The following is a 24709-nucleotide window of genomic DNA, read 5'->3' as shown; positions in this document are numbered from 1 at the left end:
ATGCCCAAGCAGGTGATCGTACATTCGGATCGCGGCAGCCAGTATTGTTCGACCCTGTACCAGTCACTGGTGATCCAGCACGAGCTGAAGTGCAGCATGAGTGCCAAGGGCAATTGCTACGACAACGCGTGCGCCGAGAGCTTCTTCCATAGCCTGAAGGTCGAGGCGATCCATGGCGAGCGTTTCGAGACCCGGGACGCCATGCGGCGGCAAGTGTTCGAGTACATCGAGATGGACTACAACCGGCAGCGCCGGCACAGTGCGATTGGGATGATCAGCCCAGAGGCCTTCGAGGCCCGAGTGATCGCTTAGATCGGTGTCCACGATTGCTGGGTAAGATCAAAGAGCCTCGGGTGTCCTATTTTCTCTCGATGCCCGCTGAGCCACCGCTGGAGGTATCGATGGACGCACGGGAATACATGGCCAAGAAAGGCATCGATCGAGGGCGTGACGAGCTGCGCCCCAACACCCTGGAGGAAAAGGCCTGGGCGAGGGCCCGTGAGTCCGGCGATCATCGCCCGCATGCCGGAACGCCATTCGACTGGGAAGAGTGGGAGCGCTACCACGAGGACTTGGCCGAGGATGCCGAGCAGATCGATCAAAAGATCGATCATGAAGCGCATCGAGATGGTACCGAGCATGAAACTGGCGAACCGGCGCGTGACCTCGATGCCGTGCAGCACTACGAGCCGCCGGCCGATACGTCCTCGCCCGTGTCTTCCCCTGCGGTACCGGACGAGCCCGCTCCTCGTGCGGCGCTGCTCGCCCTGGCGATACTCTTGCCACCGCTGGCGGTGGGAATGGGCGGCTTCGGGGGGCAGCGAGTGATGCGCAATGTCCTCTTGACCCTGCTGGGCTGGGTTCCTGGGGCCGTGCACGCCTGGCGGCTGGTGCGGCGGCCGTAGAATGCTGCCTTGAAACGGTGTTTCGTCGGGGGGTATCCTTCGTCAACTTTTATTTTTCCAGGAGTTGACCGTGGGCTACCTCATTGGCGTCACCGCCCTCTGGGCGTTTTCTTTTTCGTTGATCGGCGTCTACCTGGCGGGGCAGGTGGATAGCTACTTTGCCGTCTGTCTGCGAGTGGCCCTGGCGGCCGCGGTCTTCCTGCCGTTCCTGCGGCCGTCGCTGCTGCGCGGTCGCCAGCGCCTGGTGCTCATGGCGCTGGGCGCCGTGCAGCTCGGCGTGATGTACATCTTCTTCTATCAGTCCTTCCTGCTGCTCACGGTGCCGGAGGTGCTGCTGTTCACCATCTTCACGCCGATCTACATCGCGCTACTGGACGATGCCCTGTTCGGGCGTTTCACGCCCTTCTACTTGCTGACCGCATCCCTGGCGGTGCTCGGGGCGGCGGTGATTCGTTACCAGGGCCTGGACAGCGGCTTCTGGGCCGGTTTCCTGGTGGTTCAGGGGGCCAATCTCTGCTTTGCCCTGGGGCAGGTCGGCTATCGCCGCTTCTCGGCGACGCTGCCCGAGAACCTGCCGCGCCACAGCGTTTTCGCCTGGTTCTACCTGGGGGCCATGATCGTGGCGCTGCCCGCTTTCGCCTTGCTGGGCAACGTCTCGGCGCTGCCCACCACCGGGGTGCAATGGGGCGTGTTGCTGTGGTTGGGGCTGGTCGCTTCGGGGCTCGGCTATTTCCTGTGGAACCTTGGAGCGACTCGCGTAGATGCCGGAGCGCTGGCCATCATGAACAATGCCCTGATTCCCGCCGGGCTCGCGGTCAACCTGGTGATCTGGAATCGCGATGCCGACCTGCCGCGCCTGGCGCTGGGTGGGACCATCATCGTCGCTTCGCTGGTGCTCAACGAGTGGTGGTTGAAAAAAAGACGCACTGCCCTGGCCTGAGTCCGTTGGGTTCCGAGTTTGCCCGCCTTGCAGCCAGTCGCCATAATGAGCGGCCGTGAGCGAGCGAGCCAGGGCATGCAGAATTTCACCAGCAAGGCTTTCAAGAACATCGGTCTGATTGGCCGCCTGGGCAGTGCCGAGGTGGTCGAGACGCTGAAGCGCCTGATGCGTTTCCTCGACGAAGGCGGCTATCACGTCATCGTCGAGGATCGCACCGCCACGGTGCTGCTCGATCACGGCCACCCCGAGGCGAGCCGCCGTACCCTGGGCGAGCTGTGCGACCTGGTGATCGTGGTGGGTGGCGACGGCAGCCTGCTCGGGGCCGCCCGCACCCTGTGCCACAGCGGTACCCTGGTGCTGGGCGTCAACCGCGGCCGCCTGGGCTTCCTCACCGACATCTCGCCCGTCGAGCTCGAGGAGCGGGTCGGCGAGGTGCTGGCCGGCCACTACGAAGTGGAAGAGCGCTTCCTGCTCGATGCCGAACTCTATCGCGACGGTACCCTGGTGGGTAACGGCGATGCGCTCAACGAGGTGGTGCTGCATCCGGGCAAGGCGGTGCGCATGATCGAATTCGAGCTGTTCATCGACGAGCAGTTCGTCTACAGCCAGCGCAGCGACGGCCTGATCATGGCCACGCCCACCGGTTCCACCGCCTACTCGCTGTCCGGTGGCGGCTCGATCATGCATCCCAAGCTGGACGTGATCGAGCTCGTCCCGATGTTTCCTCATACCCTTTCGTCGCGCCCCATCGTCATCGATGCGGCCAGCGAGATCCGCGTGCACATCGGCGAGACCAACCAGACCTACCCGCACATCAGCTGCGATGGCCAGACCCGCGCCGTGGCCAAGCCCGACGACGTTCTGGTGGTGCGACGCAAGCCGCAGCGGGTGCAGCTCGTCCATCCGCACGGTCATAATTTCTACGAGGTCCTGCGCAGCAAGCTGGGCTGGAGCAATCGCCTGGGGGACTGAAGTGACGCGATACGCGAGTCTCGAAGGCTTCGACCTGATCGGCGACGTGCACGGCTGCGGTGCCACGCTGGCGAGCCTGCTGGAAAAGCTCGGTTATCATCGGCGCGGCGGCGTCTATCGTCATCCGCGGCGTCGGGCCATCTTCCTCGGAGACCTGATCGATCGCGGCCCACGCATCCGCCTGGCGGTGAACATCGTGCGACGCATGGTGGAGGAGGGCGAGGCCGAGATCGTCATGGGCAATCACGAGTACAATGCCCTGGCCTACTGTCAGCGTGCGCCGTCACGCCTGGGTCGCGAGTGGCTGCGCGAGCATACGCCGCGCCACAATCGCATCATCAAGGAGACCCTGGAGCAGTACCGGGACCACCCCGCCGAATGGGACGACGCGCTGGCCTGGTTCCGCGAGATTCCGCTGCTGCTGGAGCTGCCTGGCCTGCGCGTGGTGCATGCCTGCTGGGATCAGCCGCTGATCGATGCGCTGCGCCGCGAGCACCCCGACGGGCGCATCGATTCGGCCTTCCTCGAGGCGTCGGTAGAACATGGCACCTTCGCCTGGCAAGTGATGGATCGCCTGACTCGCGGTACCCACATTCCGCTTCCCGAAGGGGTGACGATCCATTCCGGCGACGGTTTCACGCGCAGGAGTTTTCGCGCCCACTTCTGGGCCCGGAATCCACGCACCTGGGGCGATGTGGTCTTTCAGCCGGACAATCTTCCCGACGATCTGGAATCGCGGCCGCTGACCGACCGCGAGCGGGCCTATCTCAGTCATTACGGGGCGGACGAGCCACCGCTGTTCATCGGTCACTACTGGTGCGAGGGCATTCCCTCGCTGCCGGCTCGCAACGTGGCCTGTCTGGACTACAGCGCCGTGAAGTTCGGCCGCCTCGTGGCCTATCGCTGGAGCGGCGAGTCGCGCCTGAACGCCGATCATTTCGTGTGGGTTCGGGTGCCGCAGGAGGAGACGGCGAGGCCTCGTCCCTGGGAGATCGACTTTGATTGATTTACAAAAAGCTACGATTTTTTTCGATCATGACCGTGAACTTCCCGTGCCTTCGCTCATCAGAGTAAGTGTTCCCTTGAATGATCCCTTGCTCTTGTCCGGCGGCTCCCCTTCCGCCGGATTTTTTCTGTGCGCGTACGGTGGCGGGATCGCGACGCCGACTCAGGAGAGCTCATGTATCGGGTGATGCTGTTCCCCCACGACATCGACACCAGCGAGTTGCGACGAGCGCTGTGGGCGCATCGCATCGGTCACCGCTTCACCGAGGAGGAGGACGGGCAAGTGCTGTGGCTGGCCGATCCCGACCAGCAAGCGGCCCTCCAGCAGTTGCTCATGCGCTGGCAGCGCGGTGAAGCGCTCGAGCCCGAGCGTCGAAAGCCCGCCGGCGGGGGGGCTTCGCTGGCCGTCCCCTTTCGTCAGGCGCCGGTGACCGCTTCGACCCTGGCGCTGTGTCTGCTGGTCTTCGCCGCCATGGGGCTGTTCGGCGATCTCGTCGTGGCCTTGTTGACCATCGTGCCGGTGGGCGTGGCCAACGGTAGTCTTGCCGTGGGCAGCCTGGGCGAGGCTGTCACCAGCGGCCAGGTATGGCGGCTGCTGTCACCGGCCTTTCTGCACTTCGGCTGGATGCACCTGATCTTCAACATGCTCTGGCTGTGGTATTTCGGGCGTCAGGTCGAGGCGCTGCATGGCTCTCGTCGCATGCTGGCCGTGCTGTTGATCGCCGGTATCGGCGCCAACCTCGCGCAGTACGCTGCCGGCACGGTGCTCTTCGGCGGCATGTCCGGCGTCGATTTCGCCCTGCTCGGCTACGTCTGGCTGATGTCGCGCCGCGTTCCGTCCAGTGGTTTCTTCGTACCGCAGATGCTGGTCGTGTTCATGCTCGGCTGGATGGTGTTCACCATGACCGATGCCGCCTCGCTGGTGGGGTTCGGCAACGTGGCCAACGAAGCGCATTTGGGCGGCCTGGTCGTGGGGTTGGCCATGGGCTGGTACCATTCCCGCAAGGCGCATCGCCGCCATTGACTTTCCCCTTTCACGAGAACGATGCCATGAGCGAGATGACCTTCGAGCGCATGATCCAGCAGATGACTCCGGCCATCTACGAGAGCCTCAAGCAGGCGGTAGCCCTGCGCAAATGGCCCGATGGTCGTTGGCTCACCGCCGAGCAGACCGAGCTCTGCCTGGAGGCGGTGATGCGCTATGAGGCCGAATGCCGGGTGCCCGAGGAACAGCGCGTCGGCTACCTTTCGCAGCGCAGTTGCGGCAGCGCTGCCAGCGGTGCCGACGTGCCCCCCGAGCTGGCCGGCCTGGCTCAGGACGCCACCCGTGGATGAGGCATCGACCATCGCCGTTGGCCATGTCATCCGGGGGTGTCTGACCAAGATGGCCGTGGAGCCCGGGCGCGGCAACGCGCCGGCGCATTATACGCTGCGTGCCGGTACGCAGCGGCTCGACCTCAATGCCTGTCTGGGACGTCCGCTGCGCCTGTCTTGGAGCGGTGCCATCGCCTGTACGCATTGCGGTCGAGCGACCCGCAAGAGCTTCGGTCAGGGCTACTGCTACCCCTGCTTCAAGCGTCTCGCCCAGTGCGATACCTGCATCGTCAAGCCGGAACTGTGCCACTACTACGAGGGTACCTGCCGCGAGCCGGAGTGGGGCGAGCGCCACTGCTTCCAGCCCCACGTCGTCTACCTGGCCAACGCATCGGGTCTCAAGGTGGGCATCACCCGGGCCACCCAGGTGCCGACCCGCTGGCTCGACCAGGGTGCCGTCCAGGCCCTGCCGGTGCTGGCGGTGGAGAGCCGCCAACAGGCCGGCTTCGTCGAAGTGCTGTTCAAGGAGACCGTGTCAGACCGCACCAACTGGCGCGCCATGCTCAAGGGCGAGGTGGCGCCGCTGGATCTCGCCGCCGAGCGCGACCGTCTGCTTGCGCGTCTCGACAGCGGGTTGGCCAACCTTCGCGAGCGCTTCGGTCACGAGGCCATCCGTATCCTCGACGAGCGTGCGGTGAGCCTGGCTTATCCGGTGCTGGAGTATCCGCGCAAGATCGTCTCCCACAACTTCGACAAGCACCCGGAGGTTTCCGGCATGCTACACGGCGTGAAAGGTCAGTATCTGATCCTCGATAGCGGTGTGATCAACCTGCGCAAGTTCACCGGCTATGAGGTCGAGGTCGCCGCCTGAGCTATCCTGGCATCAGGCAAGACCAGACAGGAGCTCGCCCATGAATGCCACGATGCGTGCCATGCGCCTGCATGCCCCCGGCCAGCCCCTGGCGCTCGACGAAATTCCCGTTCCGCACCCGGGTGCCGGCGAGATCCAGCTTCGGGTGCTGGCTTGCGGTGTCTGCCGCACCGACCTCCATGTCATCGACGGTGAGCTCAGCGAGCCACGACTGCCGCTCGTGCCCGGCCACGAGGTGGTGGGGGAGGTGACGGCGCTGGGCGAAGGCGTCGCCGGTCTGGAGGTGGGCCAGCGCATCGGCGTGCCCTGGCTCGGCTGGACCTGCGGCGAGTGCCAACCCTGCCGCGCCGGCCGCGAGAACCTCTGCGAGCGTGCCGAGTTCACCGGCTACACCCGCGACGGCGGCTATGCCGAGTACGCCGTGGCCGACGTCCGCTACTGCTTTCCCATCCACGACGACGATGCCCAGGCCGCAGCACCGCTGCTCTGCGCAGGACTGATCGGCTATCGCACCTGGCGGCTCGCCGGCGGCGAGGCGAACCGCTGCCTGGGCATCTACGGCTTCGGTGCCGCGGCGCACATCCTCGCCCAACTCGCTGTGGCCCGCGGCCAGCATGTCTACGCCTTCACCCGCCCGGGGGACGACGCGGCTCAAGCGTTCGCCCGGCGGTTGGGTGCCGTGTGGGCCGGCGGTAGCGACGAGGCGCCACCCGAGCGGCTGGATGCCGCGCTGCTGTTCGCGCCGGTGGGCGAACTGGTGCCCACGGCGCTCGGTCACGTCAAACCCGGCGGCACGGTGGTCTCGGGGGGCATCCACATGTCCGACATTCCCGCTTTCCCCTATCGCCTGCTGTGGGAGGAGCGCAGCGTCCGGTCGGTGGCCAACCTCACCCGCCGCGACGGCGAGGAGTTCCTGGCGCTCGCCCCCGAGGTGCCGATCCGCACCGAGACCCGAGCCTACCCCTTGGAAGCCGCCAACCAGGCGCTGGACGATCTGCGCCAAGGGCGGTTGTCGGGCGCTGCCGTGCTCATTCCGTGATCGGGCTCAAGCGAACAGATCGCCCTGGGCGCGGGGTGGGCGAAACGCCGCGGTATCCAGCGACTGCGCCGCCCAGGCGTCTGGCGTGTTGAACCCCAGCTGTCGGCACGCCCGGGCGAAGCGCTGCTCGAGCAGGTCGACGAAGATGCCTTCGCCGCGCATGCGTTTGCCGAAGCGGCTGTCGTACACCTCGCCGTCGCGGCATTGGCGGATCAGGCTCATGACCTTGGCGGCGCGCTCGGGGTAGTGGGTTTCGAGCCACTCTTCGAACAGCGGCGCCACTTCTCTCGGTAGACGCAGCAGCATCCACCCGGCCGTACCGGCACCCGCCTCGCGGGCGGCCCCCAGTAGGCGCTCGAGTTCGTGGTCGGTGAGTCCGGGAATCACCGGGGCGATCAGTGTGCCCACCGGCACGCCTGCCGCCGTCAGCTGCTCGATGGTGCGCAGCCGGGCTGCCGGCGAGGCGGCGCGCGGCTCCAGTGCACGCTTGAGATCGCGATCCAGGCTCGTCAGGCTGATCATCACCCGTACCAGTCGGTGGCGGGCCATTTCGGCGAGCAGGTCGCGGTCGCGCAAGATGAGCGCGCTCTTGGTGACCAGGGTCACCGGGTGGCGACATTCGAGAAGCAGGGCGAGCACCTCGCGGGTAGTCCGGCGCTCGGCCTCCAGCGGTTGGTAGGCGTCGGTGTTGCCGGCCAAGTTGATGGAGCGGCACACGTGGCCGGGCTTGGCCAGCTCTTCGCGCAGGCGCTCGACGAGCCCGGTACGGGCGATCAAGCGCGACTCGAAGTCGAGACCGGGGGAGAGATCCCAGTAGGCGTGGCTGGGCCGGGCGTAGCAGTAGATGCAGCCGTGCTCGCAGCCGCGATAGGGGTTGAGCGAACGGTCGAAGGGGAGGTCGGGCGAGCGGTTCCAGGACAGGGCGCTGCGAGCGCGTTCCTCGCGGACCTCGGTGGCCAGTCGCTCGGGGACGTCTTCTTGCCACCAGCCGTCGTCCTCCGCCTCCACCCGCGTGGGAGCGAAGCGATTGTCAGGGTCGAAAGTGGCGCCGCGCCCCTTGTGGGGAGCCGCGGCGGTGGAACGAGGCATGCGGCAATCTCCGTTACTGTATTCATGTACAGTATAGAGGCGCTTCGGAAAGACGCCAAGGCATGCCGACGACGACGGCGTCGATATCGCTGCGGTTCTGCTGGAGCGGATCAGGGCTGCTATGATGATCGCCTTCGATGTCACCCATGCCACCGCAGGACGCTTGCATGCTCGCCGATACCCTCGCGCGTCTCGAACCCGCCGACAGCGCCATGGAAGACCGGGTCGCCGCTCATCTTGACAACCTCACCAAGCCGCCGGGCAGCCTAGGCCGGCTGGAAGCGCTGGCCGTGACGCTGGCTTCCATCACCGGCGAGGCCTTTCCCCGGGTCGCGCCGCCCGGGGTGCTGGTGTTCGCCGCCGACCACGGGGTGGCCGCCGAGGGCGTGTCGGCCTTCCCTCAGGAAGTCACCGCACAAATGGTGGCCAACTTCGTGGCCGGCGGTGCGGCGATCAACGTCTTTGCCCGGCAGATCGACGCCCGCCTCGAGGTGATCGACGTGGGGGTGGCCGCCGAGCTGCCGTCATCGGGAGTGGTCCACGAGAAAGTGCGTGCAGGCAGTGCCAACTTCGTCGAGCGAGACGCCATGTCCCGTGACGAAGCCGTGCGGGCGATCGAGGTGGGCATTCGCGCGGCCGAGCGTGCCGCCGAGGCGGGTTGTCGCTGCCTGATCGTCGGCGAGATGGGCATCGCCAACACTACGGCGAGCAGCGCCCTGTTGGCAGTGCTCACCGAGAGTTCGGTGACCGGCCTGATCGGGAACGGTACCGGGATTCCCGTCGAGCGCCTCGCCCACAAGCAGGCGATCATCGAACGTGCCATCGCCGCTCGCGCGCCGGCTCGCGATGACCCACTCGACGTGCTGGCCAAGCTCGGGGGCCTGGAGATCGCCGCCATGGTCGGCGCCTATCTGGGGGGAGCGGCACGACGGGTGCCGCTGCTGGTCGATGGCTTCATCGCCACGGTGGCGGCGCTCGTGGCCTGCCGGCTGGGGTCGGCCACGCGCGACTATCTGATCTTCGGGCACCGCTCCCAGGAGCCGGGCCACGGCCATGCCCTGGCGGCGCTCGATGCCCGGCCGTTGCTCGAGCTCGAGCTTCGCCTGGGCGAGGGTACCGGTGCAGCGCTCGCTTTCCCGCTGCTGGAAGCGGCTTGCCGCATGCTGGCCGAGATGGCGACCTTCGAGGATGCCGGGGTCGCTGCCAGTCAGACGCCATGACCCAGGAGCCCCTGACGTTGGCGCTGCTGGGGTGGGTGGCGGCTGCCGTGGTCATCGACCTGCTACTCGGCGACCCGCGCTGCCTGCCGCACCCGGTGGTGGGCATCGGCCGCGCGGTTAAGGTCCTGGAGCGTGCCTGGAACCAGGGTTCCGCACGAGCGCGGCGCTGGCGCGGTGCCGCGATGACGATGACCGTGGTGGCGGGTACTCTCATGCTCACCTGGGGAGCGCTGGTGCTGCTTGCGCGGGTGCATCCGTGGCTGGCGCTTGCCGCCGAGCTGTGGCTATTGGCCGCGGCGCTGTCCATCAAGGGATTGGCCGATGCCGGCCGGGCGGTGGCCTCGCCACTTAGCCGCGGTGATCTGCCTGCCGCCCGACGCGCCCTGTCAATGATCGTGGGGCGTGACACGGAACGACTCGATGAGGCCGAGATCGCCCGGGGCGCCGTGGAAACGGTGGCCGAGAACTGCGTCGACGGCATTACTGCGCCGCTGTTCTGGGCCCTGCTCGGCGGGGCGCCACTGGCTCTGGCTTACAAGGCGGTCAATACCCTGGATTCGATGGTCGGCTACCGCAACGTGCGCTATGCCGACTTCGGCTACGCGGCGGCGAAACTCGACGACCTGGCCAACTGGCTGCCGGCCAGGCTGACCGCGCTGGCCCTGTGGCTCGCTGCCTGGGCGATGCCGGGCGCCCACCGTACTGGGGCGCTGGCGGCCACCTGGCGTCAGGCGCCAAGCCACCCGAGCCCCAATGCCGGCTGGCCTGAAGCCATGGTGGCGCAGTTGCTGGGGGTTCAGCTGCGCGGCACCAACCATTACGCTGGCGTGGCCTCGCACCGTGCGGTGCTGGGCGTCCCGCCGAGCGAGGGCGGCGAACCGCTGGCCGTGGGGCACATCGAGCGTGCGATCTGCCATATGCACGGCGGCTGGTTGGCTTTCGCGTTGCTGATGGCGCTGGCGGTGTTGATCCGGGAGGGGCTGACATGACGACGCACGATGCCACCTGGCCTTCGCATGGCGGCCAGGCCACGTCGCTGCTGGCGCGCTTCGGCCTCCCGCCCGACCATCCGCTGCACGACTTCAGCACCAACCTGAATCCTCTGGGGCCGCCCGACTGGGTGCCGTCCCGCCTGGCCGATGCGGCCGACGGCCTGGTGCACTACCCGGCCCCCGACTACCGCGCGGCCCGCACGGCGATCGCCCGCCAGGCCGGCGTGGCCGTGGAGCAGGTGTTGCTGACCAACGGCGGCGCCGAGGCGATCTTCCTGGTGGCGGCGGCACATGCCGGCGGGCGGGCGGCCATCGTTCAGCCTACCTTCAATGAATATGCCCGGGCCTGTCGTGCCCATGGCATGGAGGTCGCTGATATCACGCTGGCCGGGCCCGACTTCCGGCTAGACAGCGAGTCGCTCGAACGCCGGATCGAGCGTTGCCCGGTGCTTTTCCTGTGTCGACCCAACAACCCCACTGGTACCCTGGTGCCCCGCGAAACGGTCGAGCGGCTGCTGAGCCTGGCTGCGGCACGTGGTTGCCGGGTGGTGATCGACGAAGCCTTCATCGACTTCGTGACGCCGCCCGAGGAGGGCCTGGCGCCCCTGCTGGCGCGCTTCGACAATCTCGTTCTGTTGCGTTCGCTGACCAAGCTCTATGCATTGCCGGGACTTCGAGTGGGATATCTATTGGCGAGCGAATTAATGGTGCGCAAGATTAAGGCGTGCCAGCCACCTTGGAGCGTCAATCACCTGGCGGCCGAGCTCGTCGCCCCGTTACTGGCCGATACCGCCTTCCTGGCTCGTACCCGGCAGTGGCTGGCCGACGAGCGGCCACGCCTGCAGGCCGGTCTCGCCGCCGCCGGTCTCGAGGTGATCCCGAGTCGTGCCAACTTCTTTTTGGTGCGGCCAGCGATTGATGTCGAAGCGACGGCAGGGCAGGTCCAGCACCGAAGACCCGTTGACGGCTCGATTCAGGCGCTTATGACTGAGTCAATTGCCCTGACGACCGAGAGGCTGTTCGAACGGTTGCTGCATGCCGGCATCCTGGCCCGCCATACCCATGGCTTTCCCGGGCTCGACGGTGGCTGGCTGCGCCTGGCACTGCGCGACCGGGACTCCAACACGCGTCTGCTCGGCGCGCTGGGCGAGGGTGGGGAGTCATGATCGTCTTCGTCAGCGGCGGGGCGCGCTCGGGCAAGAGCGAGGTCGCCGAGCGCCTGGCGCGCGACTGCCAACGAGCCCACGGCGGGGCGCTTTACTACCTGGCCACGGCGATGGCGTCGGACGTCGAGATGGCCGCGCGCATCGCTCGCCACCGCCGTGACCGTGGCAGCGAGTGGTGCACGCGCGAGGTACCGCTGGCACTGGGGGAGGCACTCGACGGTATCGAGCCCGGCAGCTGCGTGCTGCTCGACTGCCTGACGCTGTGGGCCAGCCGCGCGCGCTTCGAGGCCGGTTACCACAGTGCTGCCGGCCTCGCCCAGTTCGAGGCGCTGCTGGTTGCGGCTCGCACCCGGCCGCTCGACCTGGTGGTGGTCTCCAACGACCTGAACGAGGCCGCATTGCCGCAGGATGCCGCAACGCGCGACTATGTCGCTTTCCTGCAACGCCTGCACCGCACGCTCGCTCGGGAAGCCGAGCGCGTCGTCGAGGTGGTGGCCGGTGTGGCCATCGATTGGAAATCCCCGCATGCCTGAGCCCGAGGAAAGAAGACCATGATGAACGCCGCTTTCGGGCTGCTGCTGGCCTGCCAGTTTCTGACACGGCTGCCGGTACCGGTGGCGTGCCCCTGGACGCCGGTCACCCGGCGCTGGGCGCTGCGCAGCTATCCGCTGGTGGGGCTGGCGATCGGCGTACTGTTGGCGGCGTTTGCTGCACTGCTGAGCGGCGTATTGCCGACACCGCTGCTGGCGCTCGTGCTGCTCAGCCTGTGGGTGGCGCTTTCCGGAGGACTTCATCTGGACGGTGTCATGGACGTGGCCGACGCCCTGGGCAGCAATGCACCCCTGGCACGGCGCTGGGAGATCATGAAGGATCCCCAGGTGGGAAGCTTCGCCATCCTGGCGCTGGTCTTCCTGCTGGCCTGGAAGGGCATGCTGGTTTGGGCGCTGCTGAACGCCGGTGCCTCGCTAGGCGTGCTGGTGGCCGTACCGGCGCTGGCGCGCTTCGGTGCCGTGGCCTTGCTGTGCCTGGCGCCTTGTGCGCGTCGAGAAGGGCTGGCCTGGACCTGGCGGCAGGATCTCGAACGGCGTGACCTGCTGCTGGCCCTCGTGCCGCTGGCGGTGCTGTTTGCGTTGCTGCCGGGATGGCCGCTGCTGCTGGGGGCGCTGCTGGCCTTCCTGCTGGTGTACGGTGGGGGAATGACACGAGCTTTTACCGGCATCAACGGCGATATCGTGGGTGCCGCCATCGAGGGAGGAGAGCTATGGCTGTTGCTGATCGCCTGGAGTTGGTGGTCGTTCGTCACGGCCTGACGGCCTGGAACCGTGAGCGCCGCTACCAGGGTCAGCGTGACATTCCGCTGTTGCTGCCCGAGGCGCGCACCGGCCTGGATCGTCTGCGCGAGTCGCTGGCCGGGGATGAGTTCGATGCCGTGCATGCCAGCGACCTGATACGCTGCCGCCAGACCCTGGCGCATCTGCTGGTCGGCCGCCGGCTCGGTGTCGAGCCGCATTTCGACGCGCGCTTGCGCGAACTCGACTTCGGCGAGTTCGAGGGCAAGTGTTACGAGGAGCTCCAGGCACTGCCCGCCTATCGAGCCTGGATCGACAGTCAGGGCGAACAGGCCCCACCGGGGGGCGAGTCCACTCGATCCTTGCGTCAGCGCCTCGGAGAGTGGTTCGGGGATCTGCTCGCCGATGTGGAGGCTCATGGTCTCCAGCGCGTGCTGGTCATCACCCATGGGGGGGTGATCCGCGAGTTGCGCCGGCACTTCGAAGAGATCGACTTCTGGGAAGGCAGCGTAGGCCAGGCCGAAGGTCGCCGCCTGACCTTCGTGCAACGAGAGGGGGAGTGGCAATGCAGCTCTTCATCGGCGGAGCCTGTGCCGGCAAGTGCGACGCCGTAAGCGAGCGCTTTCCGGCCGCTCGCTGGCATCGCCTGGAGGCCGGTACGCGACTGCCCGACTGGCGGGAGACGGTCGTTGCCGAGGTGCCGCTGGTGGTGACCGGCTGGGCAGACTGGATCGAAATGGCCCTGAGCGATGAGCCCGACGACGATCGCCTGCGCGAGCAACTGGTTGCTGCCCTCGAGGCGCTGGTCGCCGTCGAGCGAGAGCGCGGTACTACCGTCATCGTGATCCTGCCCGAAATGGGCCGCGGCATCGTGCCGATGGCGGCTCGGCTACGCCGCTTGCGCGACCTGGCCGGTTGGTTGGCCCAGGATGTGGCCGAGCTTGCCGATGCCGTCGAGTACGTTCGACATGGACTCGTGAAGTCCCTGAAATGATAGGATGTTTCTCGTTCCCACGGGGCGCCGTCGTTGACCCGGCCACGGCGGGTTGCTAGGTTACGTTCTCTCTCAGGTGCTCCAGGCGTGCGCAGACACGCCGGAGTGAAACGGGAAGTCGGTGCGCGGTGCTTTATTGAAGTCCGCCATTCCGACGCTGCCCCCGCAACGGTGATCGAGTTTAGGAGTCTGTCGGACGTAACGCTGATTTACTGCGAGATCCGACAGGCTCCCGGGAATGCCCTATACCACTGTGCCGCTCGGCATGGGAAGGTGGTTTTCCGGGACGCTGCGCGTCCACTCGTCAGCCCGGAGACCGGCCCGAGAGTCCAGGAAACGCGGATACACCGTGTTTCCCTCATGCCGGGTTGCGGTGGGCGACCACGAGGCAGGGTTCTCGTCGAAGCCGTCGTCTCCCTCTCTCGTTCCTTGCCGCCCCGGTGAATGCGACACCATTGCCGTGCGGGCAGGCACGGCGAGCAAGGGACTCCCATGAACACCACACGCAACGCCCCCCGTGGCCTGGCCGCCTTCGGCCTGGCTTTCCTTCCGCTGGTCGTTCACGCCCAGTCGGAACCCGAAGACGACCGGTCCGTCGACCTCAATCCCCTGGTGGTGACCGCTGCTCTGGCGCCGCGTACCGCGGACGAGTCGCTCTCCTCCGTCACGCTGCTCGACGAGGCGACCCTGCGCCGCCAGGATCCCGTCAGCCTGACCGATCTCTTCCGCGGTCAGCCGGGCGTGGACGTCACCACCAACGGCAGTTTCGGCAAGTCCAGCAGCGTCTCCATTCGCGGCACCGCCAGCGATCAGAACGTATTGCTGATCGACGGCATTCGCCTGCGTTCGGCCACTTTGGGGAGCGCGGCGTGGCAACACCTCGATCCACGAATGTTCGAGCGCGCCGAGATCGTGCGCGGTCCGCGTGGCAGCCTCTACGGCGCCGATGCCATCGGTGGCGTGGTGCAGCTGTTCACGCACGAAGCGGAAGAAGGCAGCCCGCATCCCCGCGTTTCCGTCGGCGGCGGTAGCTTCGATTCACGCCGTTTGAGCGCCGGGCTCTCGGGCAGCGAAGGAGGTACCCGCTACAGCTTCGCCGCCAGCCATTTCGCGACCGATGGCGCGCCTATTCGTCGCGGCGGCGAGGACAAGGGCTACGACAATACGTCCGGTCTCGTTCGGCTTTCGCATGCCTTCGATGGCGGTGGCGAAATCGGCTTGTTGGGGCTGCGCGCGCGCGGCAATACCGAGTTCGATGGCGGCGAGAGCGACTTCGTCCAGCAAGTGGCCGGCATCTATGGCGAAGTGCCCGTCACCGAGCAGTGGAAAAGCCGTTTGACCCTGAGTGAGTCCCGAGATGAACTGGACACCTTCAACACCGCTTTTCCGTCCACCATCAATACGCGCACGCAGACGGCTCACTGGGAAAACCGCCTGAGTCTGGCGTCCCATGAACTGATCGTCGGCGCAGAGTACAGCGAAGACCAGGTATCGGGCACCAGCGACTTCGAGGTCGACAGCCGTGACAATACGGCCGTCTTCGCCCAGAGCTTGCTGGACTTCTCGCCGTTGACCGTACAGGCCAGTCTGCGCCATGACGACAACGAGGCCTATGGCAGTGAAGTGACCGGGAGCCTGGCGCTGGGCTATGCACTGGATGCTCACCACACCCTGCGAGCCAGCTATGGCACCGCCTTCAAGGCGCCGAGCTTCAATGACTTGTACACTCCCTTCGGAGGTGACCCCGATCTCGACCCGGAGACGTCGGAGACCTTCGAAGTGGGCGTGCGTGGGCAGTTCGCGCCGATGTTCTGGGATCTGGCGGTTTATGAGACGACCATCGATGATCTCATCGATTGGAAGGATCAAGGCGGCGGCATGTATGCGCCAGTGCAGATCGATGCTGCGCGCATTCGCGGCGTGGAACTCTCCGCCGGTGCCGAGATCGACGCCTGGACCCTGCAGGCGGCGCTCACCTATACCGACCCCGAGGATCGCGACACCGGCGATCGGCTGCCGCGCCGTGCCACGCAAAGCCTGCGCTTCGATGTCGATCGCGAACTGGGCGACTGGTCGCTGGGCGGTTCATGGATCGTGCAGAACCACCGGTACGACAGTGATGGCGAGCAGGATCGTCTGCCCGGCTTCGGCCTGCTCGACCTGCGCGCTGGCTGGGAATTCGCACCGATGTGGTCGGCGCGGCTGACGCTGGATAACGTGCTCGACAAGGAGTACGAGACCGCCGGAGGCTACATCAACGCTGGCCGTGCCGCCTTCCTCAGCGTGCATTTCGGCGGATGATGTCGCGTCGGTTCCTGATCGCTCTGGCCCTGTCGCTGCTGCCGATGGCGGCGTCGTCGGCCTACGCCGAGGTGTGTGCCACCGACGATGCCGAGCGCGAGGTGTGCCTGCCGGCGCCGGCCGAGCGCATCGCGGCACTCTCGCCCGGGGCCACCGAGCTCGTCTATGCCGCCGGGGCCGGCGACAAGGTGGTGGCGGTGGTCGACTACAGCGACTACCCCCCCGAGGCACGCGAAGTGCCCAAGGTGGGGAGTCATACGCGCCTCGACATGGAGCGCCTGGCGGCGTTGCGTCCGGCTCTGGTGATCGGTTGGGTGACCGGCAATCCGCCGGAACAGCTGGAGACCGTCGAGTCGCTGGGCGTGCCGGTGTTCTATCTGGAGCCGCGCAGCTTCGAGGGCGTGGCCAGCGCCATCGAACGCCTGGGCGAGCTGGCCGGCACTCGGGAGGTGGCACGGCGCGAGGCTGCACGCTTTCGCGATGGCATGGCCGAGATCCACGAGCGCTATGCCGACCGCTCGTCCGTGCGGGTCTTCTATCAGGTGTGGGACGAGCCGTTGATGACCATCAACGACGAGCACCTGATCGGCAAGGTGTTGAGTGCCTGCGGTGGCGTCAACGTCTTCGGCGACCTCGATCGTCTGGTGCCGCGCATCGACGATGCCTCCGTGCTGGCCGCCGATCCGGAGGCGATACTGGCCGGCGGCATGGGCGAGGAGAATCGCCAGTGGCTCACCCATTGGGAGCAGTACCCGAGTCTGACGGCATTGAGGCGCGACAACCTCTTCTTCGTGCCGCCGTCGCTGATTCAGCGCCCCACACCGCGCTTGCTCGAGGGCAGCCGCCTGTTCTGCGAGAAACTGGAGAAGGCACGTGCACATCGTTAGGCATGCGTTGGGCGTGACCGGCAGCCACCGCGGGCTGGGCCGCCCGATCGGAGTGCTGGCACTGGCTGCTCTGGCGGCCCTGACGCTGGCCGTTGGCATCGGCAGCGTGGCGGTCTCGCCCGGGGAACTGTGGGCAGTGGCCACGGGCCAGGGCGAGCCGCTGTCGCGCACCCTGGTACTCGAGCTGCGTCTGCCGCGGGCACTCTCGGCCTTTGCCACCGGTGGTTTGCTGGCGCTGGCCGGGGCGTTGATGCAGGTGCTGCTGCGCAACCCACTGGCCGATCCCTATGTGCTGGGACTCTCCGGCGGTGCCGCGGTGGGAGCACTGGCCGCGATGCTGGCGGGGCTCGGCGGTGCGCTGATCACTGGCTCGGCCTTTGCCGGCGCACTGCTGTCCACCCTGCTGGTATTCGGCCTGGCGCATGGCACAGGCAGCTGGACGCCGGCACGATTGCTGCTCACCGGGGTGGTGGTGGCGGCCGGCTGGGGTGCCGTGGTGACCCTGATGCTGGCGGTGAGTCCCGTCGAACGCCTGCCCGGCATGCTCTACTGGCTGATGGGCGATCTCGCCTATGCGCGCTCTCCCCTGCTGCCGTCGATGTTGCTGGTGGGCGTATGCCTGCTGGCCATTCCCTTGGGACGCAGCCTCAATGTATTGGCCCGTGGGGCGCTTCAGGCCGCGGCGCTGGGCGTGGCGGTCCGGCCCCTGGAATGGACGATCTACCTGGCGGCGAGCGCGCTCACCGCCATGGCGGTCACCACCGCCGGAAGCATCGGTTTCGTGGGCCTGGTGGTGCCGCACATGCTGCGCCTGGTGCTGGGCAACGACCAGCGCCTGATTCTGCCTGCCTGTGCCTTGGCCGGCGGTACCCTGCTGGTGCTCGCCGATACCCTGGCGCGCACGATCATCGCGCCCGAGCAGCTGCCGGTGGGGGTGATCACGGCGCTGCTCGGCGTGCCTACTTTCCTCTATCTGCTCTACCGGAGCCGCTGATGAGCCGACTCGAGGCCTGCGAGCTGGTGATCGACGTGCCGGGCCGGGGCGATGGCCGGGCGTTGACCCTGAGCCTGGAACCGGGGCAGGTGTGGGGTGTGCTGGGTCCCAACGGGGCGGGCAAGACGACGCTTCTGCACACCCTGGCGGGGCTGCGTGCCCCGCGCCGCGGTACGGTGCGTCTCGACGGCGAGCCACTGGCCGCGCTGTCGCGTCGCCGGGTCGCGCGTGCCCTGGGTTTGGTCTTCCAGGAGCGTCACGATGGTTTCCCTGCCACGGTGCGCGAGACGGCGCTGATTGGACGCCATCCCTGGCTCTCGCCCTGGCAGATGGAGGGCGGCGAGGACGTGCAACTGGCCGAGGCGGCCCTGGCGCGCCTCGACGTGGCCCACCTGGGGGAACGCCTGGTGAACACGCTCTCCGGCGGTGAGCGCCAACGCCTGGCCATCGCCACGGTGCTCACTCAGGGACCCGCGATCTGGCTGGCCGACGAGCCCACCAACCATCTCGACCTGCACCACCAGACTGCGGTCATGGCGTTGCTCGCCGAGCAGGCTGCCGAAGGGCGCGCCGTGCTGATGTGCCTGCACGATCTCAACCTGGCTGCGCGCTGGTGCGATCGGGTACTGCTGCTCTATCCCGATGGCGAGGCGTGCTGGGGACCGCGCGACACCATGCTGGTGCCGAGCGTCCTGGAGCGACTCTATGGCCAGCGCCTGGCGACGACGACCGTCGACGGCGCTCCCGTTTTCGTACCCGTGAGGTGACATGACCACGACCCCGATTCGCGGCGAAGCCCATGCCGCCCTGATTACCGCTCCCGGCTCCGGCCAGGGCAAGTCCATGGTCACGGCCGCGCTGGCGCGGCTGCACCGCAACGCAGGACGCCGGGTGCGGGTGTTCAAGCATGGCCCCGACTATCTCGATCCGATGGTGCAGGAGGTCGCCTCCGGCGCACCGGTCTACCAGCTCCACCCTTGGATGACCGGTACTGCCGAGTGTCGCTGGCGCCTGGCCGAGGCCGCCAGGGAGGCCGACCTGATCCTCGTCGAAGGCTCCATGGGACTGTTCGACGGCGATCCATCCAGCGCCGATCTGGCGATACTGGCCGGTCTGCCGGCGCTGCCGGTGATCGATGCCTGGGGGATGGCCCAGACCTTCGGCGCTGTGGCCCAGGGGCTCGCCAACTTCCATCCGCGGCTCGCCATCCATGAGGTGATTGCCAACCGCGTGGGCAGCCCCGGCCACGGCCGGCTGCTGGCAGACAGCATGCCGGAGGGACTCGCACTGCTCGGCGCCATCCCGCGTAGCGATGCCATGGCGATTCCCGATCGCCATCTCGGACTGGTGCAGGCCAACGAGCTAGAGGGGCTCGACGCCCAGTTGGATGCCGCCGCCGAGGTGCTAGCCGAGGCGGGCCTCGATCGATTGCCGGCCCGAGTCGAACTGGAAACCGAAGCTCCGGAACCACCGCCGCGGCTGCTGGAAGGTCGGCGCATCGCCGTGGCTCGCGATGCCGCCTTCGCTTTCATCTATCGCGCCAATCTCGATCTGCTCGAGGCCATGGGCGCCGAACTGGCTTTCTTCTCGCCGCTGGAGGACGCCGGACTGCCCGTCTGCGATGCCCTGTGGCTGCCCGGCGGTTACCCGGAGCTGCATGCCGCCAGGATCGCCGCCAACGCGCCGATGCACGCGGCGATCCGCGTCCACCACGAGGCGGGCAAGCCGATCCTGGCCGAATGCGGTGGACTGATGGTTTGCATGGAACGGCTCGTCGATGAACATGGTGCCGAGCATGCCCCGTTCGGCCTGCTGCCCGGCACCGCACGGATGACCGGCAAGCTCAGTGCCCTGGGCCTGCAGAGTCTGGACACGGCACTGGGGGAGCTGCGCGGCCACACCTACCATCATTCGCAGCTCGAAACCGCTCGGGTGCCAGTGGTCCGGGCCCGGCGCCTGGCGGGCAGTGCTGCCGAGGCGATCTATCGTGAGGGCAGCCTTACGGCCAGTTACTTCCATGGCTACTTTCCTTCGGCACCGGCACTCACCGCTGCCATCTTCACGGGCAGCGGTCTGGATGCCGCCCTTTGCAACTCATCAGGAGACTGACATGAAAGACGTCGACCCCCAGCGCCATGCCGAGCGCATGGCGATCAAGCAGCGGATCATGAACGAGCGCATCGCCCAAGCCGACAAAGAGCAGGGGTTGTTGCTGGTGCACACCGGTTCGGGCAAGGGCAAGAGCAGTGCCGGCTTCGGCATGCTGGCCCGTGCGCTGGGCCACGGCATGAAGGTGGGCGTGGTGCAGTTCATCAAGGGCGCCTTCAGCACCGGCGAGGAGGCGTTCTTCCGCGACCTGCCGAACGTGGAGTACCACGTGATGGGCGAGGGTTACACCTGGGATACTCAGAACCGCGAACGCGACATCGAGAAGGCCGAGGCGGCCTGGGAAGTCGCCCGCCGCATGCTCGCCGACTCGAGCTTCGACATGGTGCTGCTCGACGAGCTCAATATCGCCCTGCATTTCGAGTACCTGAATCTCGACCGGGTGCTCGACGACCTGCAGGCGCGTCCGGCGATGCAGCATGCCATCGTCACCGGCCGCTATGCGCCCAAGGCGCTGATCGAGCTGGCCGACACGGTAACCGAGATGAAACTGGTCAAGCACGCTTTCAAGGATCAGGGGGTGAAGGCCCAGAAAGGCGTCGAACTTTGACGACGTTGATGATCCAGGGCACCACCTCGGATGCCGGCAAGAGCACGGTGGTGGCGGCCCTGTGTCGGGCGCTGGCGCGCCACGGCGTGTCGGTGGCGCCGTTCAAGCCGCAGAACATGGCGCTCAACAGTGCGGTGACGGCGGACGGCGGCGAGATCGGCCGCTCCACGGCCCTGCAGGCGCTGGCCTGTGGCGTCGAGCCCCACAGCGACATGAACCCGGTGCTGCTCAAGCCGGAGAGCGACCGCGGCGCCCAGGTGATCCTGCGCGGGCGGGTACACGGCCATATGGACGCCCTGGACTACCACGCCTACAAGCGCCAGGCACGCGCTGGCGTGATGGCCGCCTGGGAGGCGCTGTCGAGCCGTTACGACATGATCATCGCCGAGGGGGCGGGCAGCCCGGCGGAGATCAACCTGCGCGACAACGATATCGCCAACATGGGCTTTGCCGAGAGGGTCGACTGCCCGGTGCTGCTGGTCGGCGACATCGATCGCGGCGGGGTCTTCGCCCAACTGGTCGGCACCCTGGAACTGCTCAGCGCCAGCGAACGGGCGCGTACCCGAGGCTTCATCATCAACCGTTTCCGCGGCGACCTGGCGCTGCTCGATCCGGGCCTGACGTGGCTCGCCGAACGTACCGGCAAGCCGGTGCTCGGCACGCTGCCTTATCTGGATGGCCTGCTCCTCGATGCCGAGGACAGCATCGGTCGCGCCGGGCACGACGATGGCGAGCCGGCGCTGCGCGTGGTGGTTCCGGCGCTGCCGCGCATCAGCAATCACAACGACTTCGACCCCCTGCGTTTGCATCCTCGGGTGGCACTCACCTTCGTGGGGCCGAACCAGGTCATCCCGCCGTCCGATCTGATCGTCCTTCCCGGCAGCAAGAGCACCCGCACCGACCTCGCCTGGCTGCGCAGCCAGGGCTGGGAGGCCGCCATCCGGCGCCACCTGCGCTACGGCGGCCGGGTGTTGGGCATTTGCGGCGGCTTCCAGATGCTGGGCCGTGTCGTCCACGACCCAGAGGGCCTGGAGGGGCCGGCCGGGTCTACGCCGGGGCTTGGACTGCTCGACCTCGAGACGCGCATGGTGCCCGGCAAGCAGCTGCGTAACGTGGCGGGTCGCCTGTCGCCGGAGGGCGTTCCCGTCAGCGGTTACGAGATCCACAACGGGGTCAGCGAGGGGCCGGCGCTGGCGCGCCCGCTGGTCGCGCTCGACGACCGCGAAGGAGAACGCGCGGATGGTGCGGTCAGCGACGATGGCCAGGTCATGGGCACCTACCTGCATGGCTTGTTCGACCGGCCGGAGGCCTGCACGGCACTGCTGGCGCGCTGTGGGTCAGCCGCTGCGGAGGCGGCGGTGGATTACCGGGAGCATCGCCAGCGGGAGCTCGACCGCCTGGCGGATACGGTCGAGTCCTGCTTGGATTTTACTGCCATCGAAAGGCTGCTGTCTGACGGGTAGCGGACTGCGTCGGAGTCAGAAGGTTGGCAGGCGCCCTTCGAACGGTGCCGGGTCGTCGGTGATGGCGCTCTCCACGCCCCAGGCCCATTGATGGGCGAAGGCGGCGGGGTCGTTGACGGTGTAGGCCAGTAGGCGATAGCCCGCCTGGCGGACGGCTCGGGCGCCGCGTTGGCTCAGCCGCTTCCAGTCGGTGTGCACGCTGAAGGCGTCGACCGCCTCGCAGCGGGCTAGCCAGTCGCGCGGCAGCCCCTCGAAGAGAACGCCCAGCGCCAGTCGCTCGGGCCCGGCGAAGTGCCGCGCATGGTCCAGGGCGGCGTCGTTGAACGAGGAGACGATCAGCCGCTCGGGCGGCAGGGCATCGAGCAGGGTGGGAAGCGCGCCGTCGACCAGTGCCGGTGCGCTGCGCCCGCGGTTGACCTTGAGCTCCAGATTGAGCCCCATGTCGAGTGCATCGATGAGCTCGAGCATCTCGCGCAGGGTGGCCATTCGCTCGCCCGCGAAGGCATCGGCGAACCAGGCACCGACGTCCAACTGACGAGTTCTGGGGAGATCGAGGTCGGCCAGAGCCGCTCGACCATCCGAGCAGCGCCTCACGTTGGCGTCGTGCCAGATCACCGGTGTGCCGTCGCCGAGCAGTTGCACGTCGAGCTCCACCCAAGTGCAGCCGGCACGGTGGGCGGCACGGACTGCAGCCAGGGTGTTCTCGGGAGCACGAGCGGAGAGCCCGCGATGGGCGATCAGAGGCGGCAGGTCGATGCTGGGATGACGATCTGACATGCGTTCGCTCCGGCTGGCAGGACATCCGCGACGGTGTCGCGGCCTGAAGTGACAGGATAACGGCTTCGGTGCCGCTTGGCATAGGCGATACGTGCCGTGACTGTGCTAGTCTTGCCCGTTTTCGGCAGATAGACGTAGAGGAAAACATGAGGGTGATGACCCCGGAACGCTGCGAGCAGCGCGATGCCTGGCTGGCTCGGCTGTGCGCCGATCACTACGGCCGCGAAGCGGGGCTGACACCGCTGGTCACCTTCACCGGCATGCGCCAGGTGCTGTTTGCCCAGGAGGCGGCTCGCCTGTGGGCTCTGGTGGACGAGCAGCAACGCCCCGGGGCGTTGGCGCTGCTGGTGCTCGACGAAGCCGGCGGCGGAATGCGCCTGTGGCTCTCCGCGGCTCCGGGTGGCGATCGCGAAAGCGAACGGCGGCTGATCCGCGAACTCGCCCTCAAGGCGCCGTTGCGCGTCGATGCCGCCGATCAGGAGGCCGAGGCCTTCTATCGACGCTGCGGCATCACCCGCTGGTTTGCCTTGCCCGGCGGTCGCCGGGCAGGACTGGCCAAGCACCACCCAGCCCACGGCGTCGACGACCTGGCAGCATCGCTGGCGTTCGACGAAGCGGCGATCCTGCGCCGCTTCAAGCACGACCCGCGCTTCTTCGAGGCCGAAAAGCAATGCTTCGTCGAGGCACTGGGGGCGTTTCCCGTCGGCGTGACTTGACCGGAGCGACGATCGGCGCTTGGATGGCTCGACGGTATCCCACGGAACAAGGACCTGACGACATGACCAAGCGCATTCAATTCGCCCGCACCGGTGGCTCCGAGGTTCTCGAGTTCGTCGACGCCGCCCCGGTCGATCCCGGTCCCGGTGAGGTACGCATCGCCAATCGGGCAGTGGGGCTCAACTTCATCGACATCTACTTTCGCACCGGCCTCTATCCGGCTCCGAGTCTGCCCTCGGGGCTGGGCACCGAGGCGGCCGGGGTCGTCGATGCCGTGGGCCAAGGCGTCGATCACCTGAGAACGGGCGATCGCGTCGCCTACGCCCAGGGCCCTTTGGGCGCCTATGGCGAAGCCCACGTGCTGCCGGCGGCCAAGGTCGTCAAGCTGCCCGACACCATCGACTTCGAGACGGCGGCGGCCTCGATGCTCAAGGGCCTGACCGTGCAGTACCTGCTGCGCCAGACCCGCGAGCTCAAGGGCGGTGAGACGATCCTCTGGCACGCTGCCGCCGGTGGCGTGGGCTCCATCGCTTGCCAGTGGGCCAAGGCGCTGGGCGTGAAGCTGATCGGTACGGTGAGCTCGCCGGAAAAGGCGGCGCTGGCCGAGAAGAACGGCGCCTGGGCGACCATCGACTACACGCGGGAGGACGTCGTCGAGCGCGTCCGCGAGCTGACCGGCGGCGAGATGTGCGACGTGGTCTACGATTCGGTGGGCAAGGATACCTGGGAGACCTCGCTGGATTGTCTCAAGCCGCGCTCGCTGATGGTCAGCTTCGGCAACGCTTCGGGGCCGGTGGAAGGGGTCAACATCGGTATCCTCAACCAGAAGGGCTCGCTGTTCGTCACCCGCCCGAGCCTGAACGGCTATGCCGATACCCGCGAACGTCTGGAATGGATGGCTGGCGAGCTGTTCGAGATGCTCGAAAGCGGCAAGATCGAGGTCGACGTCTCGCACCGCTATCCCCTGGCCGATGCCGGCCAGGCGCAGGATGCGCTGCAGAATCGTCGAACCACCGGCTCGACCATTCTGCTCCCCTGAACTCGGGCTACGGGCTACG

Annotated in this window: 27 protein-coding genes and 1 riboswitch; of the genes, 25 read left to right on the top strand and 2 right to left on the bottom strand. The window is 67.2% G+C overall.

Going from position 1 to position 24709, the window contains the following annotated elements; genetic code table 11:
• From BLP96_RS12315 to BLP96_RS12275, 9 genes are all read left to right on the top strand, one after another.
• Window positions 1-312: IS3 family transposase (locus BLP96_RS12315; RefSeq protein ID WP_143005100.1), on the top strand; the 312-nt coding region annotated here is incomplete at its 5' end.
• An 89-nt stretch (window positions 313-401) separates the two neighbouring features.
• Window positions 402-905, top strand: coding sequence for a YqaE/Pmp3 family membrane protein (locus tag BLP96_RS12310; RefSeq protein WP_089686577.1), 504 nt, complete (start codon window positions 402-404; stop codon window positions 903-905).
• Window positions 906-975: 70 nt separating this feature from the next.
• The gene (locus BLP96_RS12305) at window positions 976-1845 is read left to right on the top strand and encodes a carboxylate/amino acid/amine transporter (protein WP_089686576.1); all 870 of its coding nucleotides are present in this window, start codon (window positions 976-978) and stop codon (window positions 1843-1845) included.
• Between the two features lie 75 nt (window positions 1846-1920).
• Complete coding sequence (locus BLP96_RS12300) at window positions 1921-2817, top strand: NAD(+) kinase (protein WP_089686574.1); 897 nt, start codon at window positions 1921-1923, stop codon at window positions 2815-2817.
• A gap of 1 nt (window position 2818) precedes the next feature.
• On the top strand, window positions 2819-3823 hold the full coding sequence (locus BLP96_RS12295) for a metallophosphoesterase (RefSeq protein WP_089686572.1): 1005 nt from the start codon (window positions 2819-2821) through the stop codon (window positions 3821-3823).
• A gap of 174 nt (window positions 3824-3997) precedes the next feature.
• Window positions 3998-4846, top strand: a complete 849-nt coding sequence (locus BLP96_RS12290; protein WP_089686570.1) for a rhomboid family intramembrane serine protease — start codon at window positions 3998-4000, stop codon at window positions 4844-4846.
• 26 nt (window positions 4847-4872) lie between these two features.
• Window positions 4873-5157 (top strand): YeaC family protein, encoded by a 285-nt coding sequence (locus BLP96_RS12285; RefSeq protein WP_089686567.1) that lies wholly within the window; start codon window positions 4873-4875, stop codon window positions 5155-5157.
• A gap of 49 nt (window positions 5158-5206) precedes the next feature.
• Complete coding sequence (locus BLP96_RS12280; protein ID WP_089686600.1) at window positions 5207-6007, top strand: DUF2797 domain-containing protein; 801 nt, start codon at window positions 5207-5209, stop codon at window positions 6005-6007.
• Between the two features lie 40 nt (window positions 6008-6047).
• Window positions 6048-7046, top strand: a complete 999-nt coding sequence (locus BLP96_RS12275) for a zinc-dependent alcohol dehydrogenase family protein (RefSeq protein ID WP_245682236.1) — start codon at window positions 6048-6050, stop codon at window positions 7044-7046.
• Window positions 7047-7052: 6 nt separating this feature from the next.
• On the opposite strand, the gene BLP96_RS12270 is transcribed toward BLP96_RS12275, so the two are convergent.
• Window positions 7053-8135 (bottom strand): PA0069 family radical SAM protein, encoded by a 1083-nt coding sequence (locus tag BLP96_RS12270; RefSeq protein ID WP_089686565.1) that lies wholly within the window; start codon window positions 8133-8135, stop codon window positions 7053-7055.
• Window positions 8136-8302: 167 nt separating this feature from the next.
• Between BLP96_RS12270 and cobT the strand changes: the two genes are divergently transcribed.
• The 14 genes from cobT (at window position 8303) to BLP96_RS12200 (ending at window position 22157) form a co-directional block, all read left to right on the top strand.
• Entirely contained in the window at window positions 8303-9355 is a 1053-nt protein-coding gene (cobT, locus tag BLP96_RS12265; protein ID WP_089686563.1) for a nicotinate-nucleotide--dimethylbenzimidazole phosphoribosyltransferase, read from the top strand.
• Entirely contained in the window at window positions 9352-10344 is a 993-nt protein-coding gene (cbiB, locus tag BLP96_RS12260; protein ID WP_089686561.1) for an adenosylcobinamide-phosphate synthase CbiB, read from the top strand. Before cobT ends, cbiB begins: the two co-directional genes overlap by 4 nt.
• Window positions 10341-11513 (top strand): pyridoxal phosphate-dependent aminotransferase, encoded by a 1173-nt coding sequence (locus BLP96_RS12255; protein WP_089686560.1) that lies wholly within the window; start codon window positions 10341-10343, stop codon window positions 11511-11513. The genes cbiB and BLP96_RS12255 overlap by 4 nt, the downstream gene beginning before the upstream one ends.
• The gene (locus tag BLP96_RS12250; RefSeq protein WP_089686558.1) at window positions 11510-12046 is read left to right on the top strand and encodes a bifunctional adenosylcobinamide kinase/adenosylcobinamide-phosphate guanylyltransferase; all 537 of its coding nucleotides are present in this window, start codon (window positions 11510-11512) and stop codon (window positions 12044-12046) included. Before BLP96_RS12255 ends, BLP96_RS12250 begins: the two co-directional genes overlap by 4 nt.
• Before the next feature lie 18 nt (window positions 12047-12064).
• Window positions 12065-12823, top strand: coding sequence for an adenosylcobinamide-GDP ribazoletransferase (gene cobS / locus BLP96_RS12245; RefSeq protein ID WP_089686556.1), 759 nt, complete (start codon window positions 12065-12067; stop codon window positions 12821-12823).
• Entirely contained in the window at window positions 12775-13416 is a 642-nt protein-coding gene (locus BLP96_RS12240; protein ID WP_089686554.1) for a histidine phosphatase family protein, read from the top strand. The genes cobS and BLP96_RS12240 overlap by 49 nt, the downstream gene beginning before the upstream one ends.
• Entirely contained in the window at window positions 13368-13796 is a 429-nt protein-coding gene (locus BLP96_RS12235) for a bifunctional adenosylcobinamide kinase/adenosylcobinamide-phosphate guanylyltransferase (RefSeq protein WP_089686553.1), read from the top strand. Before BLP96_RS12240 ends, BLP96_RS12235 begins: the two co-directional genes overlap by 49 nt.
• Before the next feature lie 57 nt (window positions 13797-13853).
• Window positions 13854-14135, top strand: a riboswitch (cobalamin riboswitch).
• 153 nt (window positions 14136-14288) lie between these two features.
• Entirely contained in the window at window positions 14289-16097 is a 1809-nt protein-coding gene (locus BLP96_RS12230) for a TonB-dependent receptor domain-containing protein (RefSeq protein ID WP_089686550.1), read from the top strand.
• Window positions 16094-16984: a cobalamin-binding protein gene (locus tag BLP96_RS12225; RefSeq protein WP_218118607.1), complete on the top strand. Its 891-nt coding sequence runs from the start codon at window positions 16094-16096 to the stop codon at window positions 16982-16984. The genes BLP96_RS12230 and BLP96_RS12225 overlap by 4 nt, the downstream gene beginning before the upstream one ends.
• A gap of 46 nt (window positions 16985-17030) precedes the next feature.
• Entirely contained in the window at window positions 17031-17978 is a 948-nt protein-coding gene (locus BLP96_RS12220) for a FecCD family ABC transporter permease (protein ID WP_218118608.1), read from the top strand.
• Complete coding sequence (locus BLP96_RS12215; RefSeq protein ID WP_089686546.1) at window positions 17978-18745, top strand: ABC transporter ATP-binding protein; 768 nt, start codon at window positions 17978-17980, stop codon at window positions 18743-18745. Before BLP96_RS12220 ends, BLP96_RS12215 begins: the two co-directional genes overlap by 1 nt.
• A gap of 1 nt (window position 18746) precedes the next feature.
• Window positions 18747-20087, top strand: a complete 1341-nt coding sequence (locus BLP96_RS12210) for a cobyrinic acid a,c-diamide synthase CobB (RefSeq protein WP_089686544.1) — start codon at window positions 18747-18749, stop codon at window positions 20085-20087.
• 1 nt (window position 20088) lies between these two features.
• Window positions 20089-20694: a cob(I)yrinic acid a,c-diamide adenosyltransferase gene (gene cobO, locus BLP96_RS12205; RefSeq protein ID WP_089686542.1), complete on the top strand. Its 606-nt coding sequence runs from the start codon at window positions 20089-20091 to the stop codon at window positions 20692-20694.
• On the top strand, window positions 20691-22157 hold the full coding sequence (locus tag BLP96_RS12200; protein WP_089686540.1) for a cobyric acid synthase: 1467 nt from the start codon (window positions 20691-20693) through the stop codon (window positions 22155-22157). The genes cobO and BLP96_RS12200 overlap by 4 nt, the downstream gene beginning before the upstream one ends.
• Window positions 22158-22172: 15 nt before the next feature.
• Here BLP96_RS12200 and BLP96_RS12195 read toward each other — a convergent pair whose 3' ends face one another.
• The gene (locus BLP96_RS12195) at window positions 22173-22934 is read right to left on the bottom strand and encodes a glycerophosphodiester phosphodiesterase family protein (RefSeq protein WP_089686538.1); all 762 of its coding nucleotides are present in this window, start codon (window positions 22932-22934) and stop codon (window positions 22173-22175) included.
• A 146-nt stretch (window positions 22935-23080) separates the two neighbouring features.
• Here BLP96_RS12195 and BLP96_RS12190 point away from each other — a divergent pair, with 146 nt between their 5' ends.
• Both BLP96_RS12190 and BLP96_RS12185 read left to right on the top strand, forming a co-directional pair.
• On the top strand, window positions 23081-23650 hold the full coding sequence (locus BLP96_RS12190) for a hypothetical protein (RefSeq protein ID WP_089686535.1): 570 nt from the start codon (window positions 23081-23083) through the stop codon (window positions 23648-23650).
• 62 nt (window positions 23651-23712) lie between these two features.
• Window positions 23713-24690, top strand: a complete 978-nt coding sequence (locus tag BLP96_RS12185; RefSeq protein WP_089686533.1) for an NADPH:quinone reductase — start codon at window positions 23713-23715, stop codon at window positions 24688-24690.
• Window positions 24691-24709: the final 19 nt, after the last annotated feature.

The sequence above is a fragment of the Billgrantia gudaonensis genome (assembly GCF_900100195.1).
GTDB classification, from domain to species: Bacteria; Pseudomonadota; Gammaproteobacteria; order Pseudomonadales; family Halomonadaceae; genus Halomonas; species Halomonas gudaonensis.
The sequence above is the reverse complement of the archived record's forward strand: the minus strand, read 5'-3'. Positions and strand labels throughout refer to the sequence as shown.